Annotated in this window: 23 protein-coding genes; 11 read left to right on the top strand and 12 right to left on the bottom strand. The window is 74.8% G+C overall.

Annotation, left to right across the window (positions count from 1 at the left end; all coding sequences use genetic code 11):
* Positions 1-110: 110 nt before the first annotated feature.
* From ACFVNO_RS07085 to ACFVNO_RS07060, 6 genes are all read left to right on the top strand, one after another.
* Positions 111-1853, top strand: coding sequence for an acyclic terpene utilization AtuA family protein (locus ACFVNO_RS07085; protein WP_378890163.1), 1743 nt, complete (start codon positions 111-113; stop codon positions 1851-1853).
* Positions 1850-3448 carry an acyl-CoA carboxylase subunit beta gene (locus ACFVNO_RS07080; RefSeq protein WP_378890160.1) on the top strand — a complete coding sequence of 533 codons (1599 nt, stop codon included), beginning with the start codon at positions 1850-1852 and terminating at the stop codon, positions 3446-3448. Before ACFVNO_RS07085 ends, ACFVNO_RS07080 begins: the two co-directional genes overlap by 4 nt.
* Before the next feature lie 8 nt (positions 3449-3456).
* Positions 3457-5544, top strand: coding sequence for a biotin carboxylase N-terminal domain-containing protein (locus ACFVNO_RS07075; RefSeq protein WP_378890157.1), 2088 nt, complete (start codon positions 3457-3459; stop codon positions 5542-5544).
* On the top strand, positions 5541-6713 hold the full coding sequence (locus ACFVNO_RS07070; RefSeq protein WP_355265864.1) for an acyl-CoA dehydrogenase family protein: 1173 nt from the start codon (positions 5541-5543) through the stop codon (positions 6711-6713). Before ACFVNO_RS07075 ends, ACFVNO_RS07070 begins: the two co-directional genes overlap by 4 nt.
* A gap of 59 nt (positions 6714-6772) precedes the next feature.
* On the top strand, positions 6773-7378 hold the full coding sequence (locus tag ACFVNO_RS07065) for a TetR/AcrR family transcriptional regulator (protein WP_355265861.1): 606 nt from the start codon (positions 6773-6775) through the stop codon (positions 7376-7378).
* A 145-nt stretch (positions 7379-7523) separates the two neighbouring features.
* Positions 7524-8087, top strand: a complete 564-nt coding sequence (locus ACFVNO_RS07060) for a hypothetical protein (RefSeq protein WP_220559812.1) — start codon at positions 7524-7526, stop codon at positions 8085-8087.
* A gap of 222 nt (positions 8088-8309) precedes the next feature.
* Here ACFVNO_RS07060 and ACFVNO_RS07055 read toward each other — a convergent pair whose 3' ends face one another.
* Both ACFVNO_RS07055 and ACFVNO_RS07050 read right to left on the bottom strand, forming a co-directional pair.
* The gene (locus ACFVNO_RS07055) at positions 8310-9650 is read right to left on the bottom strand and encodes a GH1 family beta-glucosidase (protein WP_355265858.1); all 1341 of its coding nucleotides are present in this window, start codon (positions 9648-9650) and stop codon (positions 8310-8312) included.
* Positions 9651-9762: 112 nt separating this feature from the next.
* A complete protein-coding gene (locus ACFVNO_RS07050; protein WP_378890151.1) occupies positions 9763-11133 on the bottom strand; it encodes an MFS transporter in 1371 nt (456 codons plus the stop codon).
* A 255-nt stretch (positions 11134-11388) separates the two neighbouring features.
* Here ACFVNO_RS07050 and ACFVNO_RS07045 point away from each other — a divergent pair, with 255 nt between their 5' ends.
* The 3 genes from ACFVNO_RS07045 (at position 11389) to ACFVNO_RS07035 (ending at position 14321) form a co-directional block, all read left to right on the top strand.
* Positions 11389-12198 (top strand): glyoxalase, encoded by an 810-nt coding sequence (locus tag ACFVNO_RS07045; protein WP_378890148.1) that lies wholly within the window; start codon positions 11389-11391, stop codon positions 12196-12198.
* A 124-nt stretch (positions 12199-12322) separates the two neighbouring features.
* Positions 12323-13384: an ATP-binding cassette domain-containing protein gene (locus ACFVNO_RS07040; protein WP_378890145.1), complete on the top strand. Its 1062-nt coding sequence runs from the start codon at positions 12323-12325 to the stop codon at positions 13382-13384.
* Between the two features lie 97 nt (positions 13385-13481).
* Positions 13482-14321, top strand: a complete 840-nt coding sequence (locus tag ACFVNO_RS07035) for an ABC transporter permease (protein ID WP_220559816.1) — start codon at positions 13482-13484, stop codon at positions 14319-14321.
* Positions 14322-14500: 179 nt separating this feature from the next.
* Here the strand turns inward: ACFVNO_RS07035 and ACFVNO_RS07030 are convergent, their stop codons facing one another.
* The 9 genes from ACFVNO_RS07030 to map form a co-directional block, all read right to left on the bottom strand.
* Complete coding sequence (locus ACFVNO_RS07030) at positions 14501-15142, bottom strand: PadR family transcriptional regulator (protein WP_355265852.1); 642 nt, start codon at positions 15140-15142, stop codon at positions 14501-14503.
* A 91-nt stretch (positions 15143-15233) separates the two neighbouring features.
* Positions 15234-17201, bottom strand: a complete 1968-nt coding sequence (locus ACFVNO_RS07025) for an acyl-CoA dehydrogenase (protein WP_378890140.1) — start codon at positions 17199-17201, stop codon at positions 15234-15236.
* Between the two features lie 213 nt (positions 17202-17414).
* On the bottom strand, positions 17415-18665 hold the full coding sequence (locus tag ACFVNO_RS07020) for a sulfotransferase (protein WP_355265846.1): 1251 nt from the start codon (positions 18663-18665) through the stop codon (positions 17415-17417).
* 84 nt (positions 18666-18749) lie between these two features.
* Positions 18750-19016: a helix-turn-helix domain-containing protein gene (locus ACFVNO_RS07015; protein ID WP_220559820.1), complete on the bottom strand. Its 267-nt coding sequence runs from the start codon at positions 19014-19016 to the stop codon at positions 18750-18752.
* Positions 19017-19138: 122 nt separating this feature from the next.
* On the bottom strand, positions 19139-20101 hold the full coding sequence (locus tag ACFVNO_RS07010; RefSeq protein WP_355265843.1) for an LD-carboxypeptidase: 963 nt from the start codon (positions 20099-20101) through the stop codon (positions 19139-19141).
* 74 nt (positions 20102-20175) lie between these two features.
* Complete coding sequence (locus ACFVNO_RS07005) at positions 20176-21546, bottom strand: M20/M25/M40 family metallo-hydrolase (RefSeq protein ID WP_378890135.1); 1371 nt, start codon at positions 21544-21546, stop codon at positions 20176-20178.
* Positions 21547-21616: 70 nt separating this feature from the next.
* Entirely contained in the window at positions 21617-22450 is an 834-nt protein-coding gene (locus ACFVNO_RS07000; RefSeq protein ID WP_355265837.1) for a M55 family metallopeptidase, read from the bottom strand.
* A 60-nt stretch (positions 22451-22510) separates the two neighbouring features.
* Complete coding sequence (locus tag ACFVNO_RS06995; RefSeq protein WP_378890132.1) at positions 22511-23308, bottom strand: HEAT repeat domain-containing protein; 798 nt, start codon at positions 23306-23308, stop codon at positions 22511-22513.
* A 44-nt stretch (positions 23309-23352) separates the two neighbouring features.
* Positions 23353-24204: a type I methionyl aminopeptidase gene (gene map / locus ACFVNO_RS06990; protein ID WP_220559826.1), complete on the bottom strand. Its 852-nt coding sequence runs from the start codon at positions 24202-24204 to the stop codon at positions 23353-23355.
* A gap of 106 nt (positions 24205-24310) precedes the next feature.
* On the opposite strand from map, the gene ACFVNO_RS06985 reads away from it, so the two are divergent.
* Positions 24311-24499: a hypothetical protein gene (locus ACFVNO_RS06985; protein ID WP_355265830.1), complete on the top strand. Its 189-nt coding sequence runs from the start codon at positions 24311-24313 to the stop codon at positions 24497-24499.
* Between the two features lie 46 nt (positions 24500-24545).
* The gene (npdG, locus tag ACFVNO_RS06980) at positions 24546-25241 is read left to right on the top strand and encodes an NADPH-dependent F420 reductase (protein WP_220559828.1); all 696 of its coding nucleotides are present in this window, start codon (positions 24546-24548) and stop codon (positions 25239-25241) included.
* A gap of 55 nt (positions 25242-25296) precedes the next feature.
* Here the strand turns inward: npdG and ACFVNO_RS06975 are convergent, their stop codons facing one another.
* The gene (locus ACFVNO_RS06975) at positions 25297-26337 is read right to left on the bottom strand and encodes an LLM class F420-dependent oxidoreductase (RefSeq protein WP_378890126.1); all 1041 of its coding nucleotides are present in this window, start codon (positions 26335-26337) and stop codon (positions 25297-25299) included.
* Positions 26338-26374: the final 37 nt, after the last annotated feature.

Below are 26374 nucleotides of genomic sequence, written 5' to 3'. Positions count from 1 at the left end.
TAACCCACGCTCCGTGGCCGGTTCCGGCCATATCGTGATGAAAAGCGCGATAACAGAAAAACAATCACGAGTGCTTGTTTTTTCATGTGTCCGGTGTCACTCTCATCACCATGACCGATACGCCCTCGCTGTGGGTCGGCAACGCCTCCGGTTTCTACGGGGACCGCCTCTCCGCCGTCCACGAGATGATCACCGGAGGACCGGTCGACGTCCTCACCGGTGACTACCTGGCCGAACTCACCATGGCCATCCTCGGCCGGGACCAGCTCGCCGACCCCGGCCGCGGCTATGCCAGGACCTTCCTGCGGCAGATGCGCGAGAGCCTCGCCCTCATCCTGGAACGCCGCATCAGGGTCGTCACCAACGCGGGCGGCCTCAACCCCCAGGGCCTGGCGGACCGGCTCACCGAGCTCGCCGAATCCCTCGGCTTCGACCCCCGCATCGCCTACGTCACCGGCGACGACCTGCTGCACCGCGCCGAGGAGCTGGGCCTGGACGGCCCCCTCACCGCCAACGCCTACCTGGGAGCGTTCGGCATCGCCGCCTGCCTGGACGCCGGGGCCGACATCGTCGTCACCGGCCGGGTCACCGACGCCTCCCTCGCCGTCGGCCCCGCCATCTCCCACTTCGGCTGGACCCGCGACGACCTCGACGCCCTGGCCGGGGCCACCGTCGCCGGGCACGTGATCGAATGCGGCGCCCAGGCCACCGGCGGCAACTACGCCTTCGCCGGCGAGCTGCGCCGCGAGGGGTACGACCTGGACCGGCCCGGCTTCCCGGTCGCCGAGATCCACGCCGACGGCTCCGCGGTCATCACCAAGCACCCCGGCACCGGCGGCGCCGTCACCACCGGAACCGTCACCGCCCAGCTGGTGTACGAGATCGCCGGGGCCCGCTACCCGGGCCCCGACGTCACCGCCCGCCTGGACACCGTCCGCCTGGAGCAGGAGGGCCCCGACCGGGTGCGCCTGTCCGGGGTCCGCGGGGAGGCCCCGCCGCCCGACCTCAAGGTCGGCCTCACCGGCCTCACCGGCTTCCGCAACGAGGTCGACCTGCTCATCACCGGCCTGGACGCCCGGGAGAAGGCCGCCTGGGCCGAGCGCCAGCTGCGCGCCGCCCTGGCGCGGCGCCGCCCCGAGGAGCTGGACTTCGAGTTCGTCCCCGCCGCCGACCCCCACGGCGACACCCAGGACGCGGCCACCGCCCGACTGCGCGTCACCGCCCGCGACCACGACCCCGCGGTCGTCGGCCGCCCCTTCGGGGCCGCCGCCGTGGAACTGGCGCTGGCGGGCTACGCCGGGTTCCACCTCACCTCCCCGCCGCGCGACGCCCGCCCCGACGGGGTGATCGCGAGCCACGCGTTCGTGCCCGCCGCCGAGGTCGAGCACACCGCGATCCTGCCCGACGGCGACCGCCTCGTCATCGCCCCTCCGAAGACCACCCGGCCGCTGGAGGAGGTGCCCGAGCCCCCGCTGCCGCCGCCGCTGCCCGAGGGGCCCGTGCGCGAGGCCCCGCTGGGGCTGGTCCTGGGCGCCCGCAGCGGCGACAAGGGCGCCGACGCCAACCTCGGCGTCTGGGCCCGCGACGACGAGGGATGGCGCTGGCTCGCCCACCGGCTCACCGTCGACCTGCTGCGCGAGCTGCTCCCCGAGACCGCCGGCCTCGAGGTCACCCGCCACCTGCTGCCGCACCTGCGCGCCGCCAACTTCTGGATCGAGGGCATGCTCGCCCCCGGCACCGCCCGCCGCGGGGGACCGGACCCGCAGGCCAAGGGCCTGGGCGAGTGGCTGCGCGCCCGCCGCCTGCCGCTCCCGGAGTCCCTTCTGCCCGCACCCGGGGAGGCCCGCCCGTGACCGTGCTCGACAGCAGGATCGACACCGGGTCCGCGGAGTTCGCCCGGGCCCGCGAGGCCATGCTCGGCAGACTCGCCGAGATCGACGCCGAACACGCCAAGGCGCTGGCCGGGGGCGGCGACAGGTACGTCGAGCGCCACCGCTCCCGCGGCAAGCTCACCGCCCGGGAGCGCGTCGAACTCCTCCTCGACGAGGGATCGCCCTTCCTGGAGCTGTCGCCGCTGGCGGGCTGGGGCAGCGAGTACACCGTCGGCGCGAGCCTGATCACCGGCGTCGGCGTGGTCTCGGGGGTCGAGTGCGTCATCGTCGCCAACGACCCCACCGTCCGCGGCGGCGCCAGCAACCCCTGGACGCTCAAGAAGTCCCACCGGGCCGGGGAGATCGCCGCGCAGAACCGGATGCCGATGATCAGCCTGGTGGAGTCCGGCGGCGCCGACCTGCCCTCCCAGAAGGAGATCTTCATCCCCGGCGGGCGGACCTTCCGCGACCTCACCCGGCTGTCCGCCGAGGGGATCCCCACCGTCGCGCTGGTGTTCGGCAACTCCACCGCGGGCGGCGCCTACATCCCCGGCATGAGCGACCACGTCGTCATGGTCCGCGACCGCGCCAAGGTGTTCCTCGGCGGCCCGCCCCTGGTCAAGGCCGCCACCGGGGAGGAGAGCGACGACGAGTCGCTGGGCGGCGCCCGCATGCACGCCGAGGTGTCCGGCCTGGCCGACCACCTCGCCCGGGACGAGCACGACGCCCTGCGCATCGGCCGCCGCATCGTCGCCCGGCTGGGCCACCGCAAGGCCGGGCCCGCGCCCGCCGCGGGCGCCCGCGAGCCGCTCCACCCGGTCGAGGACCTCGTCGGCGTCATGCCGCCCGACCTCAAGGTCCCCGTCGACCCCCGCGAGATCATCGCCCGCATCGTCGACGGCTCGGAGTTCGACGAGTTCAAGCCCGCCTACGGCGGCGGACTGGTCACCGGCTGGGCCGACCTGCACGGGTACCCGGTCGGTATCCTCGCCAACGCCAACGGGGTGCTGTTCAGCGCCGAGGCGCACAAGGCCACCCAGTTCATCCAGCTCGCCAACCGGGCCCACACCCCGCTGGTGTTCCTGCACAACACCACCGGCTACATGGTCGGCCGCGAGTACGAGCAGGGCGGCATCATCAAGCACGGCTCGATGATGATCAACGCCGTCTCCAACAGCACCGTCCCCCACTTCTCGGTGCTGGTGGGCGCCTCCTACGGGGCCGGCCACTACGGCATGTGCGGCCGCGCCTACGACCCCAGGTTCCTGTTCGCCTGGCCCAGCGCCCGCTCCGCCGTCATGGGCCCCCGCCAGCTCGCCGAGGTGCTGTCGATCGTCGCCCGCCAGTCCGCGGCCCGCAAGGGGCGGCCCTACGACGAGGAGCAGGACGCCCTGGTCCGGCAGATGGTCGAGGGACAGATCGAGGCCGAGTCCCTGCCCCTGTTCCTGTCCGGGCGGGTCTACGACGACGGCGTCATCGACCCCCGCGACACCCGCACCGTCCTGGGACTGTGCCTGTCCTTCGCCCACAACGCCCCGGTGCGCGGCACCGACCGCTTCGGCGTCTTCCGAATGTGAGGGCACCCGTGACCACCACTCCGACCGAGCACCCCCGACCCATCACGATCCTGCTGGTCGCCAACCGCGGCGAGATCGCGCGCCGCGTCATGCGCACCTGCCGCACCCTGGGCATCGGCACCGTCGCCGTGCACGCCCCGGGGGAGGAGGCCGCCGCCCACGTCGCCGAGGCCGACACCGCCGTCCCCCTCCCGGTCCCCGCCGGGGGCGGGCCCGTGGACGCCTACCTCGACCCCGGCGCGATCGTGGCCGCGGCCCGCACCGCCGGGGCCGACGCCGTCCACCCCGGCTACGGCTTCCTGTCCGAGAACCCCGCCCTGGCCCGCGCGGTCACCGCCGCCGGGCTCACCTGGGTGGGGCCCGGCGCCGACGCCATCGAGGGCATGGGCTCCAAGAACCGCGCCAAGGAGACCGCCCGCGCGGCGGGGGTCCCCGTCGCCGCCTCCCTGGACCCCGCCGACGTGCGCGCCGAGGACCTGCCCGTCCTGGTCAAGGCCTCCGCCGGCGGCGGGGGACGGGGCATGCGCGTGGTCCGCGACCTCGCCGACCTGCCCGCCGAGGCGGAGGCCGCCCGCGCCGAGGCCGCCGCCGCGTTCGGCGACCCGGAGGTGTTCTGCGAGCCGTACGTGGAGCGCGGGCGCCACATCGAGGTGCAGATCCTCGCGGACGCCCACGGCACCGTGTGGGCCGTCGGCGAACGCGACTGCTCGGTGCAGCGCCGCCACCAGAAGGTGGTCGAGGAGGCTCCCGCCCCGGGCCTGCCCGAGGACGTGCGCCGTGGACTGCACGAGGCCGCCCGCGGTCTGGCCCGCGCCATCGGCTACGTCGGCGCGGGGACCGCCGAGTTCCTCGTCCCGGTCCGTCCGCCCGGCGAAGGGGGCGGCGGCGCGTTCGGCACGCCCGTGTTCCTGGAGATGAACACCCGGCTCCAGGTCGAGCACCCCGTCACCGAATGCGTCACCGGGCTGGACCTGGTCGAATGGCAGATCCGGATCGCGGAGGGCGAGCCGCTGCCCGACGGCGGCCCGCCCCCGCCCGCCGGGCACGCCGTCGAGGTGCGCCTCTACGCCGAGGACCCGCGGCAGGGGTGGCGGCCGCGCACCGGCGTGCTCACCGCGTTCGAGGTCCCCGCCGCCACAGCGCGCTTCGACCGGCCCGCGGGCCCCGGCGTGCGCCTGGACTCCGGGGTGGAGGCCGGGGACGCCGTCGGCACGGACTTCGACCCCATGCTCGCCAAGGTCGTCGCCCACGGCCGCGACCGCCGCGACGCCCTGCGCCGCCTGGCCGCGGCCCTGGTCGGCGCCCGCGTCCACGGCGTGGGCACCAACCGCGACCTGCTCGTGCGCGTCCTGCGCCACCCGGTGTTCGCCCGGGCCGCCGAACGCCCCTGGGAACTGCACACCGGCTTCCTCACCGGGGACCGCCTCACCGCGCTGGCCACCCCGCTGGCCGCCCCCGACACCGAGGAGCTCGCCGCCCTCGCCGCGGCCCTGGTCGGCGCCGAGGCGTCCCGCGGGAGCGGGCCCCTGCCCGCCGGGATCCCCGCGTACTGGCGCAACCTGCCCTCCGGGGCGCACCTGCGCCGCTACACCACCGACGACGGGCGCGAGGTCACCGCGGTCCACCGCACCGTCCGCGGCGCCCCCGTCCCCGAACGGCCCGGCGTGCGCGTCCGGTCGGTCACCGCCGACCGGGCCGACCCCGCCGCGGCCACCGCCGGCCGGGCCGTCCTGGAGGTGGACGGGCTGGTGCGCGCCTTCGACGTCCGCGGCTCCGGCGACCGGATCCACGTCGACACCCCGCACGGGTCGGTCGCCCTCACCCGCGTCGACCCCCTGCCCGTCCCCGAGGCCGCCGTCGACCCCGGGGCGCTGCCCGCGCCCATGCCGGGCACCGTCACCTCCGTCGACGTCGCGGCGGGGGAGAAGGTCCGCGCGGGACAGACCCTGCTGCGGATGGAGGCCATGAAGATGGAGCACCGCATCACGGCGCCCGCCGCCGGAGCCGTCCGGGAGATCCCGGTCGCCCCGGGGGAGCGGGTCGCCGCCGGAACCCCCCTGGCCGTACTCGACTACGAAGGGCAGCACAGCCGATGACCGGAGCCATGACCTTCAACGAACCCCCCGAGCGCGTCGAACTGCGCGCCGTGGTCTCCGCGTTCGCCGGCGGCTACGGGTCCGCGTACTACCGGGCCAAGGCCAAGGAGGACGCCTACCTCACCGAGCTGTGGAGGGAGGCGGGCAAGCTCGGCTACCTCGGCGTCAACCTCCCCGAGGAGTACGGCGGCGGGGGCGGCGGCATCGGCGACCTGGCCGCCGTCCTGGAGGAGCTCAGCGCCGCCGGGTGCCCGACCCTCATGATGGTCGTGTCCCCGGCCATCTGCGGCACCGTCCTGTCCCGCTTCGGCACCCCCGGACAGCGCGAGCGCTGGCTGCCCGGGATCGCCACCGGCGAGACCATCATGGCCTTCGCCATCACCGAACCCGACGCCGGGTCCAACTCCCACCGGATCACCACCACCGCCCGCCGCGAGGGCGACCAATGGGTCCTCAACGGGCGCAAGACCTTCATCTCCGGGGTGGACGTCGCCGACGCGGTCCTCGTGGTGGGCCGCATCCAGGACGAGGACACCGGCAGGCTCTCCGCCGCCCTGTTCGTGGTGCCCACCGACACCCCCGGGTTCGAGAAGCACCGCATCGAGATGGACCTGGTCAGCCCCGACCACCAGTACCAGCTGTTCCTCGACGACGTCCGGCTGCCCGCCGACGCCCTGGTCGGCGACCCCGACGCCGGGCTCCTGCAGCTGTTCGCCGGACTCAACCCCGAACGCATCATGGCCGCCTCCCTGGCCGCCGGCAGCGCCCGGCACGCCCTCGACAAGGCCGTGGCCTACGCCAAGGAGCGCACCGTGTGGCGGGACACCCCCATCGGCGCCCACCAGGGCCTGGCCCACCCCCTCGCCCAGGTGAAGATCGAGCTGGAACAGGCCCGGCTGATGACCCAGCACGCCGCGTTCCGTTACGATTCCGGCGACGACGCGGGGGCGGGCGAGGCGGCCAACATGGCCAAGTACGCCGCGGCGGAGGCGTGCGTGCGGGCCATCGACCAGGCCGTGCAGACCCTCGGCGGCAACGGCCTGGCCAGCGAGTACGGGCTGGGGTCGGCGATCGCCAGTGCCCGCCTGGCGCGGATCGCCCCGGTCAGCCGGGAGATGGTCCTCAACTACGTGGCGCAGCAGTCCCTGGGGCTGCCCAAGTCGTACTGATTCGGGTGCGGGCGCCCGGGGGCCGGGCGTCCGCACGGTGGCGAGCGAGGGGGCGACGGTTGGGGACCGCAGCGGAGCGCGAACCCAGACAGGAGCGCAGCCGGGCCACCCGCGCCCGGCTGCTGGAGGCGGCCGTGGGCCGCCTGGCCGGGCACGGGGTGGCCGGAGCCACCGTCGGGGCGGTCGCCGAGGCGGCCGGGGTGTCCCGGGGGGCGGCACAGCACCACTTCCCGACCCGCGAGGACCTGTTCCTCGCGGTCATGCGGCACATGCTCGACACCCGGGGCGCCGAGCTGCGCCGCCGCATCGCCGAGGTCCCCGAGGGGCCCGGGCGGACCGAGGCCGTGGTGGAGGTGGCCGTGGACGCGTTCACCGGGGACGACTTCCGGGCCGCCCTGCAGCTGTGGGCGGCCGCCGCCAGCGACCCCGCCCTGCGCGAGAGCGTGGTCCCGATGGAGGAGCAGGTGGGGCGCGAGTTGCACCGGGCCGCGGTGGAGCTGCTGGGGGCGGACGAGTCGCGGCCCGGGGTGCGCGAGGCCGTCCAGGCCACCCTCGACCTGGCCCGCGGCCTGGGGCTGGCCAACCTGCTCACCGACGACACCGCACGTCGCAGGCGCATCGTGCGCCAGTGGGCCGGAATGCTCGACACGGTCCTGGCCGGATGAGGCCGCGCGTCCGGGCCTCCCGCGATGGCGGCACCGCGAACGCGGTGTTTATCATCGGAAGCCCGGCCGTCACCGAACGTGCCGACACCCCCGGTGGCGCCTCCCCCGAGAGAACAGCCTCACAACAGGAAAAGGCGGTGGACAGGTGAGTGCGGACGCGGGCAGGGACATCCCCGCCCTGGCCAGGAGAGCACTGGACGCCTTCGCGGAGAGCGCCGCGCGCCGCAGGGACCGGGACGCGCTCATGGACGAGGCCTTCGCCGCGCTGTTCGACCTCTACCGGGCGACCGACCGCGCCGCGCGCCGGTCGCCCGCCGGCCGCGAGTTCACGTCCACCCTCGCCGAGCTGCTGGTCAGCGGGAACAACCCCGACCGGCTCGGCCTGTACGTGGTGCGCAGCCAGACCGCCGCCGAGAACGGCCGCTACGAGGGCTACCGGCCCGCCTGCTGGCGCCGGTCCATGCTCCAGATCCTCGCCGAGGAGTTCGTGCCCTGGCGCGAGTTCCTGCGCCAGGAGGACCTGGAGGCCGTGGTGCGCATCGACGACGCGCTGGAGGCGGTGGCCGAGACCGCGGTGTCCTCCGCGGGCGAGGAGGTGCCCGACTGGGTGCCCGATTCGCACTGGTGGTGGTGGGAGCCCGCCCGCAAGCGCGGCGAGCACGCCCCCGAGCGGTTCGACAGCGGCCCCCTGGACCCCGTCGCCGAGTAGCCCCCGGTCGGTGCCGCGTGGCAGCGCGCACGGCCGCCGACCGGCCGCGGTGCCGCTGATGCGGATGTGACTCCGGTGCACCCTAATGGTGCGCGTGGGTCCTTTCCGGCGGAGCCGACGGGTCGGTGCGCGGCCGTCGGGTGGCCCTGGGGCCGTCGACACGGATGTGGCTCCGGTGCGCGCGGGGGCGCGGCCGGTGGGTCGGCCGCGCCCCCGCGGCGGTCAGGCGGGGGAGTCCGGCGCCCCGGTGCGGGCGGCGATGATGTCGCGGTAGCGGGCGAAGGAGTCCTTGGGCGTGCGGACCTGGGTCTCGTGGTCCACGTGCACGAGGCCGAACCGCTGGTGGTAGCCCTCCGCCCACTCGAAGTTGTCGGTGAGCGTCCACACGAAGTAGCCGCGCACGTCCGCTCCCCGCGCGCGGGCCGCGTCCACGGCGGCGATGTGCGACTCCAGGTAGGCGATGCGCCCGGGGTCGGCGACCCGGCCGTCGACCACGGTGTCCTCGCAGGAGCAGCCGTTCTCGGTGACGTACAGCGGCGGCAGCGCCTCCCCGTACCTCTCCGACAGCCCCACCAGCGTGTCGGTCAGCCCCTCGGGGACCACCGGCCACCCGAACGCCGTCGTGGGCACGCCGGTGATCTCGCCCAGCGCGAACGGCAGCCCCGCGCCCTCCTCCGGCGCCAGGACCAGGCTCGGGTTGTAGTAGTTGACACCGATGCCGTCCGCGCTGCCCGCGATGACCCCGAGGTCCCCCTCGCGCACCCCCGGCACCTCCGCCGCGCCGAACGCCGACAGGTCCGGGTAGGAGCCCAGCAGCACCGGGTCGGTGAACAGCCGGTTGTGCAGGGCGTCGTAGGCCGCCCCCGCCGCCAGGTCGGCGCCGGTCGGGTCCTGGGGGCCGCGCACCGGGCTCAGGTTGTTGGTGAGCAGCGCCTCCAGGCCGCGCGAGCGCAGCTCCGCGGCGGCCAGCCCGTGGGAGAGCAGCAGGTGGTGCGCCACCGCCAGGACTCCGGGGACCTCCAGGGTGTGACCCGGGGCGTGGGTCCCGAACGCGTGCCCGTAGGCCATGTGGACCACCGGCTCGTTCAGGGTGATCCACCGCGGGACCCGGTCGCCCATCCGGTCGGCGACCACCGCCGCGTAGTCGGCGAACGCCCGCGCGGTGTCCCGCGACGACCAGCCGCCCGCGTCCTCCAGGGCCTGGGGCAGGTCCCAGTGGAACAGGGTCGGGAACGGGGTGATGCCCCGCTCCAGCAGGGCGTCGACCAGCCGGTCGTAGAAGTCCAGGCCCGCCTTGTTCACCGGCCCGGTGCCCTGCGGCACCACCCGCGGCCAGGCGATCGAGAAGCGGTAGGCGTTCACGCCCAGCCGGTCGAGCAGGTCCACGTCCTGCGGCCAGCGGTGGTAGTGGTCGCAGGCCACGGCCGGGCTGTGGCCGTCGCGGACGGCGCCCGGGCGGGCGGCGAAGGTGTCCCAGACCGACGGGCCGCGGCCGTCCTCGGCCAGGGCCCCCTCCACCTGGAACGCGGCCGAGGCCACACCCCACAGGAACGGTGACGACATAACGGATCCGCCTTTCGTGCACGGGTGCCCTCGGGTGCCGGGTCCGGGAGCGGAGACCGGCCGGGGAGGGCGGGGACAGGGGTACGGGGTACGGGCGGGGGCGGGGCGCGGGTCAGGCCACCCCCTTGATGCGCCACACCAGGACGGCGCCCAGCAGGGTCAGCAGGCCGCAGACCGTGTACAGGACCGGGTAGCCGCCCAGGTACACCACGATCGGGCCGGCCAGCGCCGGGGCGATCACCTGCGGGCCGGCGCTGGCGATGTTCACGATCCCCAGGTCCTTGGCGCGGCCCTCCGCGGCCGGGAGGACCTCGGTGACCAGGGCGTTGTCCACCGACAGGTAGATGCCGAACCCGACGCCCAGCACCACCGCGCACGCGACCGTCATCGGCCAGGACGGGAACAGCGCCACCAGGAACGCCGGGAGCGCGCACACCGCGCCGGACACGCACACCGGGCCGCGGCGGCGCCCCCAGCGGTCGGAGAGCACGCCCGCGACCACGGTGGTCGCCACCACCGCGGCCGTGTAGACCAGGATCAGCAGGAGCAGGCCGTCGGTGGCCGAGGAGCCGGGGAAGAGCTCCTCGTAGCCGATGCCGTCGCGCAGGAAGTACAGCAGGTAGAGGGTGAACATGGCGTTGCCGGTCTGCATGAGGAACCGGGTGAGCCAGGCCCAGGCGAAGTCGGGGTGGCGGCGCGGGGACACCCAGAAACCGCGGCCGAGGTCGCGCCAGGGCGGGCGGGCCCCGCGCGGCAGCGGGGGGTCCGGGGACAGCAGGGCGAAGGGCAGGGCGCAGGCGATGAGCAGCACGCCGATGAGCGTGTAGCCCGGGGCGACGCGGGTGACCACCGCGGTCACCAGCACCACGGCGACCACCACGCCCGCGGACTGGGGGATGCCGACCCAGCCGGAGACCGCGCCGCGCTGGCGGACCGGGACGCGGTCCGGGACGGCGGCGAGCAGGGTGGCGTTGAGCAGGGACAGGGCCGCCTGGACCAGCGACCAGCCGACGAGGACGCCGGCCACGCTGTCCTGGCGGCCCAGGACGGTCAGGCCGATCCCGCCCAGGACGGCGCCCAGCAGCACCCACGGGCGGCGGCGGCCCAGGCGGCCGGTGGTGCGGTCGGACAGCGCCCCGGCCAGGGGGGTGCCGAGCGTGGCCACGAGGGCGCCGACTCCCGTGACCCAGGCCAGGGCGGTCTCCTTGCCCTCCGGGGCGATGGCCCCGACCTGCTCGGGGAGGAGGACCTGGAGGGGGCCGAAGAACGCCATCCACATGCCGAGGTTGGCCAGGCTGATCCCGGCCACCCACAGGGCGCCGACGGGGGAGGCGGGCTCGGCGAGGGCCTCGGGGACCGGTTCGGAGGCGGTCGCGGCCCCGGCCGGGGAGGCGGCCGCGGTGTCGGGGGCGGTGCCGGTGCCGGGGGGCGGGTCGGCGGGGCCGGGGCGTTCGGAGGGCGGGGGCGCCGGGGGTGTGCGCACGGATCACCTGCCTAACGTGAATTGTCTTCATGTTAGGTGGGTCACAGGCGCGGGTGGAAGTCCGAGGCGGCATTTCCCGTGATTGATCAAACTTGATTAGTGGGAGTGGTGTGGTCTAGGCTCGCACCACTGGTCAAACTTGATCACTCCCGTGGGTCGGGGTGTCGATGGCCCGGGCGCGGACTGTGGGGCCGGGGCGGTCGGGGCTTTCGGGTCTTGTGGTGTCAGGGGGAGTGGTGTGGCGAAGGAGGGGTCGTGGGCGAAGGCGTCGCGGAGGCCGGGGGCGGGATCGACGGAAGCGCGGAGGGGGGTGGGTCGGCGGTGCGGGACGCGCCGCCGGGCGTGCGCCCGAACGAGACCACGGTCCCCCTGCTGCCGTGCGTCTCGGCGGAGGAGACGCTGGACTTCTTCCAGTCCCTCGGGTTCGAGGTGACCTACCGGCAGCACCGGCCCTACCTCTACCTCGCATTCCAGTGGAGCGGAATCCACCTGCACTACGGGCGGGCGCCCAAGGGGCTCGACCCCGCGCTGGAGGAGAGCGGCGGCTGCCTGGTCCTGGTCGACGACGTGGCCGCCTACCACGCGGCGCTGGTGGCGTCCGTGCGCGCGGCCAAGGGGCGGGTGCCGACCCGGGGGCTGCCCCGGATCACCCGCTACCGGCCCGGGGCGAGCCGGTTCACGGTGATGGACCCCTCGGGCAACTCGATCATGGTCATCCAGCGAGACGAACCCGAAGACCTGGAGTACGGGGGGTCGCCGGACCTTGAGGGCCTGGCCCGGGTCCTGGACGGCGCACGCATCATCCGCGACTTCAAGCTCGACGACCGGATGGCCTGGCGCTTCCTCAAGTCGGGGCTGCGCAGGCACGGCGACGGGGCTCCGCCCGTGGAGCGGGCGATGGCGCTGGCGATGCTGATCGAGCTGTCCGTCCCGCTCGGGGAGGGGGAGCGGAGCGCCGAGTGGATCGGGCGGCTGCGGGGGATCGGGCTCACGGAGCCGGAGCGGGCCCGTGTCGAAGCGGAGCTCCGCAACGCCGGAGAGCTCCGGCGCTGGCTGTCCGACTGAGCGGCAACGCGCCGTCGGTGGGCCGGGCGTTTGAAGAACATCAGGTAATCAAGTTTGACTAGGAGGCGGTATGGGCAGTACCCTCCTCCGAGTAGTCAAACTTGATCAGTCATGGGGAGGGTCCATGGAGAATCGCGAGCCCGCCGTTCTGGTGGAGGGGCTGTACAAGGCCTACGGCGACACGCGCGCGCTGGACGGTCTCGACATGACCGTGGAGCGGGGGACGGTGCACGCCATCCTGGGGCCCAACGGCGCGGGCAAGACCACGCTGGTCCGGACCCTGGCCACCCTGCTGCGGGTGCAGCGGGGGCGGGTGGAGGTGGACGGGATCGACGTCGCCGCCCGGCCGCGCGACGTCCGGCGCCGCATCGGGCTGCTCGGCCAGCACGCGGCACTGGACGAGGAGCTGTCCGGGCGGCAGAACCTCGAACTGTTCGGCCGCCTGCACCACCTGGGCGGCCGCCGGGCCGCCGCCCGAGCCGGCGAACTGCTGGAGCGGTTCGGCCTGGCCGACACCGGCAAGCGCCCGGTGTCCGGGTACAGCGGGGGCATGCGCCGCCGCCTGGACCTGGCGGCCTCGCTCATCGTCGACCCGGCGGTGCTGTTCCTGGACGAGCCGACCACGGGCCTGGACCCGCGCGGTCGCACCGAGGTCTGGGAGTCGGTCCGCTCGCTGGTGGGCGCGGGGACCACGGTGCTGCTCACCACCCAGTACCTGGAGGAGGCGGACCAACTGGCCGATCTCATCAGCGTGGTCGACGGCGGCCGGGTGATCGCCGAGGGCACCGCCGACCGGCTCAAGGGGCTGGTCGGCGGCGACCGGCTCGACGTGGTCGTCGCGAACCCGGGCCGCCTGGCCGAGGCCGCCGCCGTGCTGGGGCGCCTCTTCGGCGGCTCCGGCGCGTTCGACCTTGACCAACTGGTCAAGTTTGACCAGTCGCCCGGGGAGGGGGAGCGCCCACGCCGCATCAGCCTCCCGGTCGCCGACCGGCGGGGCGCCCTGGCCCGCGCCGTCCGGGCGCTGGACGCGGAGGGGATCGAGGCGGAGGACCTGGCCGTCCGCCGACCCACCCTGGACGAGGTCTTCCTCCGCCTCACCGGATCCCCCGCCGAGTCCCCCGCGGACGCCGCCGGGGCCCCGGCCCCGCCCGCCGCGGGCGTCCCCGCCGCCCCGGGCACCACGTGACCGACCCGCACGCCCCGGCTGGCGGGGGCGGTGCCTCACGGGGTGGGGACGGACATCCGGGGCGGGCCCCGGCCGCTGACGACGATCGGAGAAGGACATGACACGCACGACCGACCTGTACGACGCCCGGGCGCACGAGGAGGAACTCGGAGCCCTCGCCCGCTGGGCGGGCGACTCCTGGACGATGACCCGCCGGGAGTTCGCCCGCTGGGCCCGCAACCCGTGGGGCCCGGTCATCGGGCTGCTCTTCCCGGTGATGATGCTGGTGCTCTTCGCGCTCTTCCTCGGCGGGAGCATGACCGTCGCCGGCGGCGGCGACTACACCGAGTTCCTGGTCCCCGGCCTGCTGGTGCTCACCATGGCGTTCGGCCTGGAGGGCACGATGACCGCCATCACCCGCGACCTGGAGCGCGGGGTGCTGGACCGGTTCCGCTCCCTGCCCATGGCCTCCACCGCCGTGCTGGTCGGGCGCGGGGTCGCCGACCTCCTGGAGTCCGTCGCGGGCCTGCTCATCGTGCTCGCCGCCGGCTTCGCCCTCGGCTGGCGCTGGCACGGCAGCCTGGGCGCGGCACTGGGCGCGGTGGGCCTGCTGCTCCTGCTGCGCGCCGCGATGCTGGCCTGCGGCGTCTGGCTGGGGCTGGTGGTGGGGCGGCCGGAACTGGTGATGGCGGTGCAGATCCTGGTGTGGCCGGTGGCCTTCACCTCCAGCGCCTTCGCCTCCCCCGAGGCCATGCCGGGGTGGCTGGGCGCGGTCGCCGAGTGGAACCCGATGTCGGCGACGGCCACCGCGGTCCGCGACCTGTTCGGCAACCCCGGCGCGGCGGGCACCTCCTGGGCGGCGGAGAACGCCCTGTTCCTGGCGGTGCTGTGGCCGGTGCTGCTGCTCCTGGTCGCCTGCCCGATGGCCGCGGCCCGCTTCCGGTCCCTGTCCCGCTGACCCCGGCCGCGGGTGTCCGCGGGGTCCGACCGGATCCCGCGGACACCCGCCCCGCGCTCGCACGCCCGGGGGAGGACGACCTGTCCGCCCCCGGGCTCCCGGGCGTTCTCCCGCACCGCGTACGCCGCTCCGGGCCGGTGCCCGGCCCCTCCCGGACAACGCCTCCCCGGGCGCCGGGGTCAGGCCGGGGGCTCGCCGATCCGCCAGGCCGCCATGAGCTCGGGGTTGTCCTCGGCGAACACGCCCTCGAAGGGGTTCCCGCCCTCGCCCGCGAACGAGTGCGCGCCCGTCTCGATGCGCTCGATCAGCCTCCGCGTCCACTCCGCCTCCGCGCGGCCCACGGCCAGCCACATGCCCATGATCTCGCCGATATGGCCCATGGTGTCGGCGTACTCGTCGGGGATGTAGTGGGTGCTGACCGAGTCCTGCCAGGCCTTCAGCCCCTCCTCGCGGACGCTCAGCAGCTCGATCACCTCGTGGCGGGGCAGGTCCACCATGAACCCCAGGCCGGCCGAGAGCATGTCCCGCCGTTCGTCGTGCGCGGACAGCGCCCGCCGCAGCAGCGAGAAGTACTCCTCGACGCCCTCCGGGGTGATCTCGTACTCGGTGCGGGGCGGGCCGCCCGCGGTGGAGGGCGCGGTGTCGTGCGCGCGCAGCAGGCCCTGCTTGGCCAGCTGCTTCAGGGCGTGGTAGACCGACCCCGGCTTGGCGTTGGACCACTCGTCGGCGCCCCAGAACTCCAGGTCGTTGCGCACCTGGTAGCCGTGCGCCCGGCCGTGCAGGCGGACCGCCCCCAGGACCAGCAGCCGGATGGCCGACATGCCACACCCTCCCCGTTCGGCAACGGAATGCTAATCAACTTTGACTACTCTATCCGACGGGTGCGGCCCTCGCCCAGGGCCGCACCCCCGATCACCCGCGGGCCGGGGCCGCGTCGCCCTGCCGCCGGTGCTCGGAGCCCAGCGCGATCGGCGCCGCCAGCCACTCGTCGCGCAGCCCGAACGCGTCGACCAGCTGCACCGCGTACGGCCGCAGCCCCCGGCACAGGTCGTCCACCGCCCGCGTCACCGCCTTGGTCCGCGCCGTCGACAGCCGCTCGTGCTCCAGGAACCAGGCGCGGTCCTCCTCGATCACGGACATCACGTACAGGTCGCACACGCGGTTGAGCAGCTTGGCCGTCGCCTTGTCGCCGCACCGGTCGATCCCGGCCACGAACGCCTCCAGCACCACCCGGTCCATGTGCGCCCGCCCGGCGGCCAGCACGTGGTCCTGGGCCCGGTTGAACACCTCGAACGCGTCGCCGCCGTCCTTCCCGGCGCGGCGCAGCCGCCCGGCCAGGCCCTCGATGATGTGCTCCTCCCGGTCCTCGAACAGCTCCAGGTGCCAGCCCCGGTTGTACAGGTCGGCGCCGTCGCGCCCGGGGGAGGCCGCGATGAGCCGGTCGATCAGCGGGATCGCCGCGGTCCGCTCGATCACCGTCTCGAACACCCTGCCCGCCATGAACCGGGCCAGCCCCATCGTGTCCAGGTCGCCGAACGAGTCCTGGAAGTTGGTCAGCAGGCCCTTGGTGAGCTGCTGCAGCAGGACCGTGTTGTCGCCCTCGAACGTCGTGAAGATGTCGGAGTCGGCCTTGAGCTGCGGAATGCGGTTCTCCGACAGGTACCCGGCGCCGCCGCACGCCTCCCGGCAGGTCTGGATGGTGGCGGTCGCGTGCCAGGTGGAGACGGCCTTCAGCCCCGCCGCCCGCGACTCCAGCTCCCGCTGGGCGTGCTCGTCGCGGCGCGGTGCCCGCGACAGCTCGTGCAGCCGCGTCACCAGCTCCTCCTGCGCGAAGTGCAGGGCGTAGGTCCGGGCCAGCGCGGGCAGCAGCTTGCGCTGGTGCGCCAGGTAGTCGAGGATGCGCACCTCCTGCTCGGGCGCACCGTCGCCGCCGGGCCGGGTGAACTGGCGCCGGGTGTCGGCGTAGCGCACCGCGATGGCCAGCGCGGCCTTGGCGGCGCCGCCCGCGCCCCCGGCCACGCTGATGCGGCCGCGGATCAGCGTGCCCAGCATGGTGAAGAACCGCCGGTTGGGGTTCTGGATGGGGCTGGAGTAGGTGCCGTCGGGCGCCACGGTGCCGTACCGGTTGAGCAGGTTGGCGCGGGGCACCCGCACGCCCTCGAACCACAGCCGCCCGTTGTCCACGCCGTTGAGCCCGGCCTTGGGGCCGCAGTCCTCGATCCGCACCCCGGGCATCGGCTCGCCGTGCTCGTCGCGGATCGGCACGAGCAGGGCGTGCACGCCGTGCTCCTCGCCGTCGGCGTGCAGCTGGGCGAACACGACCGCCATGCGGCCGTCCCGGGCGGCGTTGCCGATGTAGTCCTTGCGCGCCGACTCGTCGGGGGTGTCGATCACGAACTCTTCGGTGACCGGGTTGTAGGTGGCCGTCGTGCGCAGGTTCTGCACGTCCGAGCCGTGGCCGGTCTCGGTCATGGCGAAGCAGCCGGGCAGCTCCACGGACATGACCCGCGGCAGGTACTCGGTGTGGTGCCGCTCGGTGCCCAGGGCGCGGATCGCCCCGCCGAACAGGCCCCACTGCACGCCCATCTTGACCATGAGGGACAGGTCGGCGACGAGCATCTCGAAGGCGACCACGGAGGCGCCGATGTCGTCCTCGCCGCCCACGGAGGCGGGGAAGCCGTACCCGGGCAGGTCGGTCTCGGCCAGCGCGAGCAGCTGCTTCAGGGTGCGCTCGCGGTGCTCCTCCACGGACAGGCCGTACACCGGGGCGTACAGCTCTCCCCGCAGGACGTCCCGGACGCGTTCGCGCACGTGGGCCCACCGGCCGTCCAGGAGGCCGCGGAGTTCGGCCTCGTCCACCCGCAACGCCTGTTCGCTCATGTCTTCCCCCTGCTGGTCCTCGTCGACGCGGCCCCCTCGTGCCTACCACCCGCGCGGCCGGAGGGGTCGGGAACACGCCCGGTACGGGCGTGTGATCCCAACCTAGCCCCAGGGCCCCGCGCTGGACCGGAGAGGTCCGCCGCCCCGGGGCCGCCCCCGCGCGGGTCGCCGGGTCCGCGAGGGGACCGCCGGACCGGCGGTCCCCCGGGCGCCTCAGTCTCCGGAGGCGGCCGTGCGGGCGGCGGCCGAGCCGGTGGGGTCCGGGCCGAACGCCGCGCGCACCTCCCCGGCGGTGAGGCCGTAGCGGTCGAGCCCGTACCTGTGGCCGCCGGGGTTCCGGCGCCGGTCCCGCCGCGTGTAGGCGAGCGCCCGGGCCCGGCTGTCCGCGTCGAACTCCTCGCCCAGGCTCCGCCAGACGCGTTCGGCCGCGCCGAGCGGGTCGGACGTCAGCTCGTCGTAGGGAAGGTCGAGGAAGCGTTCGGGGGCGCTCTCGCGCCGCACGGCGCGGGCGCGCTCGGCGGCCCGCGCCCAGATGTCCAGCCACTCGCGGCCGATCCGGCGCGGGTCCACCCCGCGGCAGTGCAGGCGCATCCCCGCCTCGGTCAGGCTCGCCCACGACGGCATCGCCCGCGCGGGGTCGCGGTCGGTCAGGACCACCACCGCGTCGGGGAAGACCGACAGCAGGACGTCCAGGTTGGGCAGGTGCAGTGGCGACTTGAGCACCCAGCGCCGTGCGGGCCGCCCCCACTGCAGAGCCTGGAGCTGCTGTTTGAGGTAGACGTAGTCGGGGGTGGCGTCGCGCCGCTCCAGCCACGCGCGGTAGCCGGGGACGGGGGCGCGGACGTGGTTGTTCAGACCGTGCGGCAGGAGGAAGACGCACTCCTCCGGTTCCATGGGGTGCATGGGGTGGATCGTCGCGAAGCCCGGGCCCAGGGCGTTCATGCCCCGGATCTGCGTCCGGGCCGAGGCGAGGCGCTCGCGCCTGCCCACCGTGCGCTCCCCGGGCCTGCCCGTGTCGGGGACCGGGCTCAGCAGCTCCCACAGCATCGGGGCGCGGCCCCGGACGTGTCGGGCGAGGAGCCCGTGCCCGAACGTGGTGCCGGTCCGGGGCAGGCCGGTGATGAACACCGGCCGGTCGACGGTCTCGGCGGCGACCTCGGGGCGGGCGTCGAGCAGGTGGAGCATGCGCAGGCGCGTCTCCAGCCGCCGCCGGATCTCGCTCCGCAGGGCGAACCGGCCGACCGGGGTGAGGTCGGGCGACGCCTGCCAGGCGTCGTGGAGGACCTTCAGGTCGGACAGGAAGGGCTCGTCGGGGAGCCGGGGCAGGCCGCTGCGGGAGGAGGCCGCCCGCAGCGCGGCGTCGAAGGACCCCCCGTCCCCGGACCGCCCCTCGAACGGGGCGAGCAGCGCGTTCACGGGTTCCAGCCACCACGCGGGGCGCACGCTCTGAGACGGTCTCTCCACTGGTCCTCCTTCGGTCGCGGACGTGCGGCCACCGGATTGGACCACGGCGGCGGGCGCCGGCGAAAGAGGGGGAGGGGCCCTCGTTCAGGCGCTCACCGGGGCCGCGGCGGCGTCGTCCACGCGGCGCAGCAGGTCGTCCAGGGAGAGGTCGAGGGCGGCGGCGATGGCGGCGACGGTGAAGAAGGCGGGGGTGGGGATGCGCCCGCCCTCGATCTTGCGCAGCGTCTCCACGGAGATCCCGGCCTGCCGGGCCACGTCCACCATGGTGCGGTCGGCACGGGCGCTGCGCAGCAGCCCGCCGAGCAGGCGTCCGCGTTCGATCTGGGTCTGGGTCAGCGGCTCTCTCACCATGCCGTCGAGTCTAGACTCCCGCCCCGGATTCCGCCGGTATAGGTATCCGAGGGCGCGGACGGGCGGGCCGCCCGACCCGCCGGCGCGGCCGGTGCCGGGCGCCGCGCCCGGCACCGGCCGGCTCAGGCCAGGCCGGGGACGGCGAACTCCAGGGTGCCGTTCTCGGCGTCGAGCAGGGCCGGGACACCCAGCGGCACCGTCAGCTGCGCGGCGCAGTGCCCCGTCTCCAGCCCCCACAGCACCGGTACCCCCAGCGGGGCGAGGCGGTCGCGCATCAGGTCGGCGATCGCCCCCGGGTCCGGCGGGCAGTCGGTCCACGTGCCCAGCACCACCCCGGCCAGGCCGTCCGTCCACCCGGTGCGCAGCAGGTGGGTGAGCATCCGGTCGACCCGCGCCACGTCCTCGCCGACGTCCTCCAGCATGAGGATCCCCCCGGCGGCCGACGCCCGGCTGTGCGGCGTCCCCAGGCCGTCGTTGAGCAGGCTCAGGTTCCCGCCGAACACCACCCCCTCGGCGCGCCCGGGCACCAGCGCGTGCGCGCCCGACGAGGTCAGCACCGTGCGCCGCTCCGGCTCGAACAGGGTCACGCGCAGCTCCTCCTGCGCCACCGGGTCGCCCACGAAGTACTTGGTGCCGATCACCGGCCCGTGGACCGTCGCCACGCCCAGCTCCACCGCGAACGCCTCGTGCAGCGCCGTGACGTCGCTGAACCCGATGAGCGCCTTGGGAGCGGCCGCCCGCAGCGCCGCGAAGTCGAGCAGGTCCAGGGTCCGGTGCGCCCCGTCCCCGCCCCGCACGCAGAACACCGCGGCCACGTCCGGGTCGCACCACGCCTCCTGGAGGTCGGCGGCCCGGTCGGCGTCCTCGCCCGCCAGGTACGGCAGCACGGGGTGCCGGTCGCGCACGTGCTCCCCGAACTCCACGGCCAGGCCCCAGCGGCGCAGCTCCTCGGCCGCCGTCTCCAGCATCGGCTCCGGGACCGGACTGCACGGCGCCACCAGCCGCACCCGGTCGCCCCTGCGCAGCCTCGGCGGCCGGACCCCCGCCGCCACCCCCCGGTCGGCCACCGCCGTCGGTTCCGTCACGCGTTCCCCCTCATGGATCCCGGTATCGCCGCGCCCGCCCCGACGGCGCGCGCCCACCCATAACGCTCGGCCGCTCAGGCCCGCAGGAAGCGGTCCAGGGCCCGCACCCCGAACCGCAGGCCCTCCAGCGGCACCCGCTCGTCCACCCCGTGGAGCAGCCCCGTGTAGTCCAGGCCCTCCGGCTGCCAGGACGGCGAGAACCCGTAGCAGTCAATCCCCAGGCGCGCGAACACCTTGGCGTCGGTCCCGCCGGACAGGCACACCGGCACCACGTGCGCCCCGGGGTCCTGCTCCAGCAGGGCGGCCCGCAGCGCGGCGAACGCGGGCGAGTCCACCGGGGCGGACACCGGCGGCGAGGAGTGCGCGTACTCCCACGACACCCGGTCCCCGGTGAGCGCGTCCATCGTGCGCTCGAAGTCCGCGGCGGCCCCCGGCAGCACCCGGCCGTCCACCCCCGCGGTGGCCTCGCCCGGGACCACGTTGACCTTGTACCCGGCGGAGAGCATCGTGGGCGCGGCGCTGTTGCGCAGGGCGGGGGAGACCAGCGGGGCCGCCGTGCCCAGCCGGGCCAGCAGCGCCTCCACCGCCTCGTCGGTGTCGGCGTCCCCGGGGGCGCGCTCCACCCCCAGGGCGGCGGCGATGCCGTCCAGGGCGGCCCGCACCACGGGGGTGGGGTGCAGCGGCCAGCGGTGGCCGGCGATCCGCACGACCGCCTCGGCCAGGCTCGCGACGGCGTTGTCCCGGGGCGGGCGCGACCCGTGCCCGGCGGTGCCCGCGGCGCGCAGCGTCAGCCAGGCGCTGCCCCGCTCGGCGGCCCCCACCGGGTACAGCCGCACGGTCCGCCCGTCGACGCCGCGGGCGTACACGGTCTCGCCGCCGCCCTCGCCGACGGCCTCGGTGCAGCCCTCGAACAGGTCGGCGTGCCGCCGCACCAGGAACTCGGCGCCGTGCTCGGAGCTGTCCTCCTCGTCGGCGACGAACGCCAGCACGATGCCGCGGCGCGGCCGCACCCCGGCGCGGGCCCATTCCCGGACGACGGCGGTGACCATGCCGACGGTGTTCTTCATGTCCACGGCGCCGCGCCCCCAGAGCGCGGGCAGCCCGGTGACGGGGCAGTCGGCGATCTCCCCGGAGAACGGGGGCACCGTCCAGTCGGCGGCGTCGGCGGGCACCACGTCCAGGTGGCCGTGGACGAGCAGGGCGGGCGCGTCCGGGTCGGTGCCGGGCACCCGGGCCACCACGTTGGCCCGGCGCGGCTTCGACTCCAGCACCACCGGGGCGAGCCCGGCGTCGGTCAGCGCCTCGGCCGCGTACTCGGCGGCGGCCCGTTCGTCCCCCTCGCCCCCGCCCCGGTTGGTGGAGTCCCGGCGGATCAGCCCCCGGGTGAGGACGACGGCGTCCTCACCGGCCCGGGCGGTGTCGGTGGCGGAGGAGGTGGGGGCCACGGCGCGGCCTTTCTGCGGTTCTGCGGTGCGGGAGGGTGTGCGGGTCCGGGAGCGGGCGCGGGGCGGCCGGTCAGCCGTAGTCCTGCTCCATCGCCTGGGAGATCATCGTGGTGACGGTCTTGAAGCAGCGGATCATCTCGTAGGCGTCCGGCGAGGTGTAGCGGACGCGGCGCGCCCCGGTCCGGGTGACCCCGGGGACGAGGGCGGCGGCCTGCGCCAGGTGGGCGGCGTCCACCTCGACCTCCACGGTCCGGGTGACGGGCTCCGCGGGGTCCAGGCGCCCGGCGAGCAGGGTGGCCTTCGACGCGGCCAGCCGGATGTCCTCGGCGGTGCGCGCGGGCGGGCGGCAGCGGGCCGCGTACCGGCTCACGTACTCCTTGACCGCGACGGTGCGGGCGAACGGGGCGTAGGTCTCGGCGTCCTCGCAGGCGCGGTCGTCGCCGGTGACCAGGATGACGGGGGTGCCGTACTCGGCGACCACGGCGGCGTTGAGCCGGCCCTCGCTCGCGGGCTCCCCGTCCAGCCACACCCCGGTGACGGCGTTGGGCAGGTAGGTGTGGGCGAGCACGCCCTCCTCGCCCGCGCCGCAGTGGTAGCCCAGGAACACGGCGCCGTCGCAGTCGCCGTGCTGGACGCCCTCCACCATCGACAGCTCCTTGTGGCGGCCGGTGATCATGGTGGCGCGCCCGTCCAGCTCCTCCAGCAGCAGGTTGCGCATGGTGGAGTGGGCCTCGTTGACCAGGACCTCGGTGGCGCCGCCGTCGAACAGCCCGGCGATCGCCGCGTTGACGTCGCCCGTGAACATCGCCCGGCAGCGCTGCCACTGCTCCGTGCCGGGTTCGCAGTCGGCGGGCCAGGTGACGCCGGTGGCGCCCTCCATGTCCGCGGAGATCAGGATCTTCACCCGCCCGACACTAGCCCCCACCGCACTGACCGCGCCAGACATCGCCGGAACAGGCCCGGACTACCGGTCCCCGCGGATCTCCCGGACGTCCCCGGCGGCCTCCCGCACCCCGGGGTCGGGGTCGGCGGCCAGCAGGGAGATCAGATCGCCGGTGCCGGGGGTGGACCACCCGCAGACCGCCCACACCAGGGCGGAGCGCACCCGCGGGTCGGGGTGGCCGGCCAGCGGGAGCAGCCGGTTCACGGGACCGCGCCGCCGATGGCCGAACCCCTCCAGCGCCGCGCACAGCGCCGCCGCGTCGCCGTCGGCCGACGCCCGGTCGATGCGCTCCAGCAGCACCCGGGGCGGCGGCCAGGGGCCGTCCGCCGGATGGGGCCTGCGTTCGAGCAGCCTCCGCGATCCGTACGCACCGCGCACCCGGCAGCCGGCGCACGTGCACGGCGGCCGCCCGTGGGCCCCGGGCAGGTAGCGCCAGCCGACCCCGCGGCGCACGGTCCGGACCGCGCGCACCTCCCGGGCGGTCACCGCCCGGGGCACGAACACCTCCCAGCCGCGCGGGTCCTCCAGCGCGGCGACGGCGCCCACAGCCCCGGCCGCGGTCGTCCGGCGCCCGGGGCCGCCGTAGTGCCCGACCAGGACGGGTTCGCCGTCGGGCAGCAGCAGGTGCACGGCGGCCATGCCCCGGGCGTCCTTCCAGCGGGACAGCTCGCGCAGCCACTGGTGGGTGAGCGTGTAGGAGGGCAGCACCGGGAAGCAGTACACCCCGCGCCCCCCGTCGCGTCCGGGGTTCGCGCGCAGTCCGGACCGCGCCGCGCGCCGGGCGGCAGCGGCGGGCGCCAGGTGGACGAACCGCGCCATGGGACCTCCGGGGGCGCACGGGGAGGGGAGCCGGGGGACGGCGGCTAAGGGAGGGTGAGGATCTCCGCGCCGGTGTCGGTGATGACCAGGGTGTGCTCGAACTGGGCCGTCCATTTGCGGTCGGCCGTCACGGCGGTCCAGCCGTCGTCCCACATGTCGTAGTCGACCCCGCCCAGGGTGATCATCGGCTCGATCGTGAACGTCATCCCGGGCACCATCTCGGTGTCCGCGCGCGGGTCGTCGTAGTGCGGCACCACGAGGCCGGAGTGGAACTCCGGGCCGACGCCGTGCCCGGTGAAGTCGCGCACCACCCCGTAGCCGAACCGCTTGGCGTACGACTCGATGACCCGGCCGATCACGTTGATCCGCCGCCCCGGGCGGCACGCCTTGATGGCGCGCATGGTGGCCTCGCGGGTGCGCTCCACCAGCAGGCGGTGCTCCTCGGACACGTTCCCGGCCAGGAACGTGGCGTTGGTGTCGCCGTGCACGCCGTCCTTGTAGGCGGTGATGTCGATGTTGACGATGTCGCCGTCGGAGACCACCGTGTCGTCCGGGATGCCGTGGCAGATGACCTCGTTGAGCGAGGAGCACAGCGACTTGGGGTAGCCCTTGTACCCCAGCGTGCTCGGGTAGGCGCCGTGGTCCAGCAGGAACTCGTGGCCGATCCGGTCGAGCTCGTCGGTGGTCACCCCCGGCACGACGTGCCTGCCGACCTCCTCCAGCGCCTGCGCGGCGATCCGCCCCGCCACGCGCATCCGCTCGATGGTCTCCGGGGTCTGCACGTCGCCCAGGACGCCCTCCACGGGGTGCTTCCGCCCGACGTACTCGGGGCGGACGATGTGGGAGGGGACCGAACGTTGCGGCGAGATGCGCCCGGGAACCAGCGGAGTAGTCATGGACACGGATTCTAGTTCGTGGCGCCGGCCGGCAGCGGCCGCTCGGGTGTGAGGAACACCCCCGCCCGGGTAGGTGACCGACCAGGAACGAGGAAAGGCGGACGCGGTGGCCGACGTACAGGAAGACGGCTGGTGGTACTGCCTCAGGCACAACACCGTCGAGCACGGGGCCGGCTGCCCCAACCGGGAGCGCCTGGGGCCCTATCCGGACGAGGCCACGGCGGCGCGGGCGCTGACCATCGCCGCCGAGCGCAACAGCGACTGGGAGGACGAGGACGAGAAGGACAGGTGGTGAGGGGGCGCGCACCGGATTCCGAACCCGGTTCTGACAGGATCGGCGCATGACCGAAGTGAGCACACCTGAGACCACCGACATCACCGGGCGCACCATCTCCGTTTTGGGCGGCACGGGCGACCAGGGGCGCGGGCTGGCCCGCCGGTTCGCCCTGGCCGGGCACACCGTGTACCTGGGGTCGCGCAGCGCCGAGCGCGCCGAGAAGGCCGCCCGCGAGCTGGTGGAGGCCGAGTCCGCCGCCATCGACGTCCGCGGCCTGGACAACGCCTCCGCCGCGGCCGAGGGCGACATCGTCATCGTGGCCGTTCCCTGGGACGGGCACCGGGAGCTGCTGGAGTCCCTGGCCGGGCCGCTGGCGGGCAAGCTCGTGGTGGACTGCGTCAACCCGCTCGGCTTCGACAAGCGCGGCCCGTTCGCGCTGGACGTGCCCGAGGGCAGCGCGGCTGAGCAGGCCGCCGCGGTGCTGCCGGACAGCACCGTCACGGCGGCGTTCCACCACGTCTCCGCCGTGATCCTCCTGGACCCGGAGGTGGAGACCGTGGACCTGGACGTCCTGGTGCTGGGCGAGGACCGGGCCGCCACCGACACGGTGCGGGCCCTGGCCGAGCTCATCCCGGGCGTGCGCGGGGTGTTCGGCGGGCGGCTGCGCAACGCCCACCAGGTGGAGGCGCTCACCGCGAACCTCATCGCGGTCAACCGCCGCTACAAGACCCACGCGGGGATCCGGATCACCGGCCTGTGAACACCGCGGCGGGGCCGGGGGAGCGCCCCCGGCCCCGCGCCGCGCCCCGTCCGGGTCAGGACACCCAGCCCTTGACCTTCTCGATGAGGGCGGCCGGGTCCTCGCCCACCGGGATGACGTTGAGGCTGGTGACCCCGGCGGCGCGGAACGCCTCCACGCGCTCGCGCACGTACGACTCGGGGCCGACCATGTTGGTCAGCTCCACGAACTCCTCGGGGACGGCGGCGGCCGCCTCGTCCTTCTTCCCGTCCAGGTACAGGTCCTGGATCTTCTCGGCCGCCTCCTCGTAGCCGTAACGGCGGGCGACGGTGTTGTAGAAGTTCTTGCCCTTGGCGCCCATGCCGCCGACGTACAGGGCGATCATCGGGCGCACGAGGTCGAGCAGCTTCTTGGTGTCCTCGCCCTCGCCGATGGCGAGCAGGCCGCCCGCGGCGATCTCCAGCCGGCCCAGCGACGCGTCGCGCCTGCCCTCGCCCGCGGCCAGGGCCCCGCCCCACACGGTGTTGGCCTTCTCGGGGATGAAGAGGTGGGGGAGCCAGCCGTCGGCGATCTCGGCGGTCATCTCCACGTTCTTGACGCCCAGGGACGCCACGTAGATCGGGATCTCGGACCGCACGGGGTGGTTGATGATCTTGAGCGGCCGACCCAGGCCGGTGCCCTGGTCGGCGGGCAGCGGCAGCCGGAACACCGGACCGTCGTGGGTGAGGCGCTCCTCGCGCTTCCACACCTTGCGGCAGATCTCGATGGTGTCGCGGGTGCGGGCCAGCGGCTTGACGTAGGGGACGCCGTGGAAGCCCTCCATGACCTGCGGGCCGCTGGCGCCCAGGCCGAGGATCGCCCGGCCGCCGGACAGGTGGTCCAGTCCCGCGGCGGTCATCGCGATGAGCGTGGGGGTGCGGGTGTACAGGGGCAGGATCGCCGAGCCGATGTTCACGGTCTCGGTCCGGGCGGCGATGTAGCCCATGAGGGTGGCGGCGTCGAAGCCGTAGGCCTCGGCGACCCAGACGGTGTCCAGCCCGGCCTTCTCCAGTTCGACCACCTGGTCGACCGCGGCCTTGGGCTCGCCCTCGTACTGGAGCGGCATCGAGATGCGCATGCGTCCTCCCAAGGGCCGGGTGCCCCGGCCCGCGTAG

It is taken from the genome of Nocardiopsis sp. NPDC057823 (assembly GCF_042797335.1).
GTDB classification, from domain to species: Bacteria; Actinomycetota; Actinomycetes; order Streptosporangiales; family Streptosporangiaceae; genus Nocardiopsis; species Nocardiopsis changdeensis.
This window is presented reverse-complemented; position numbering and strand designations above follow the sequence as displayed.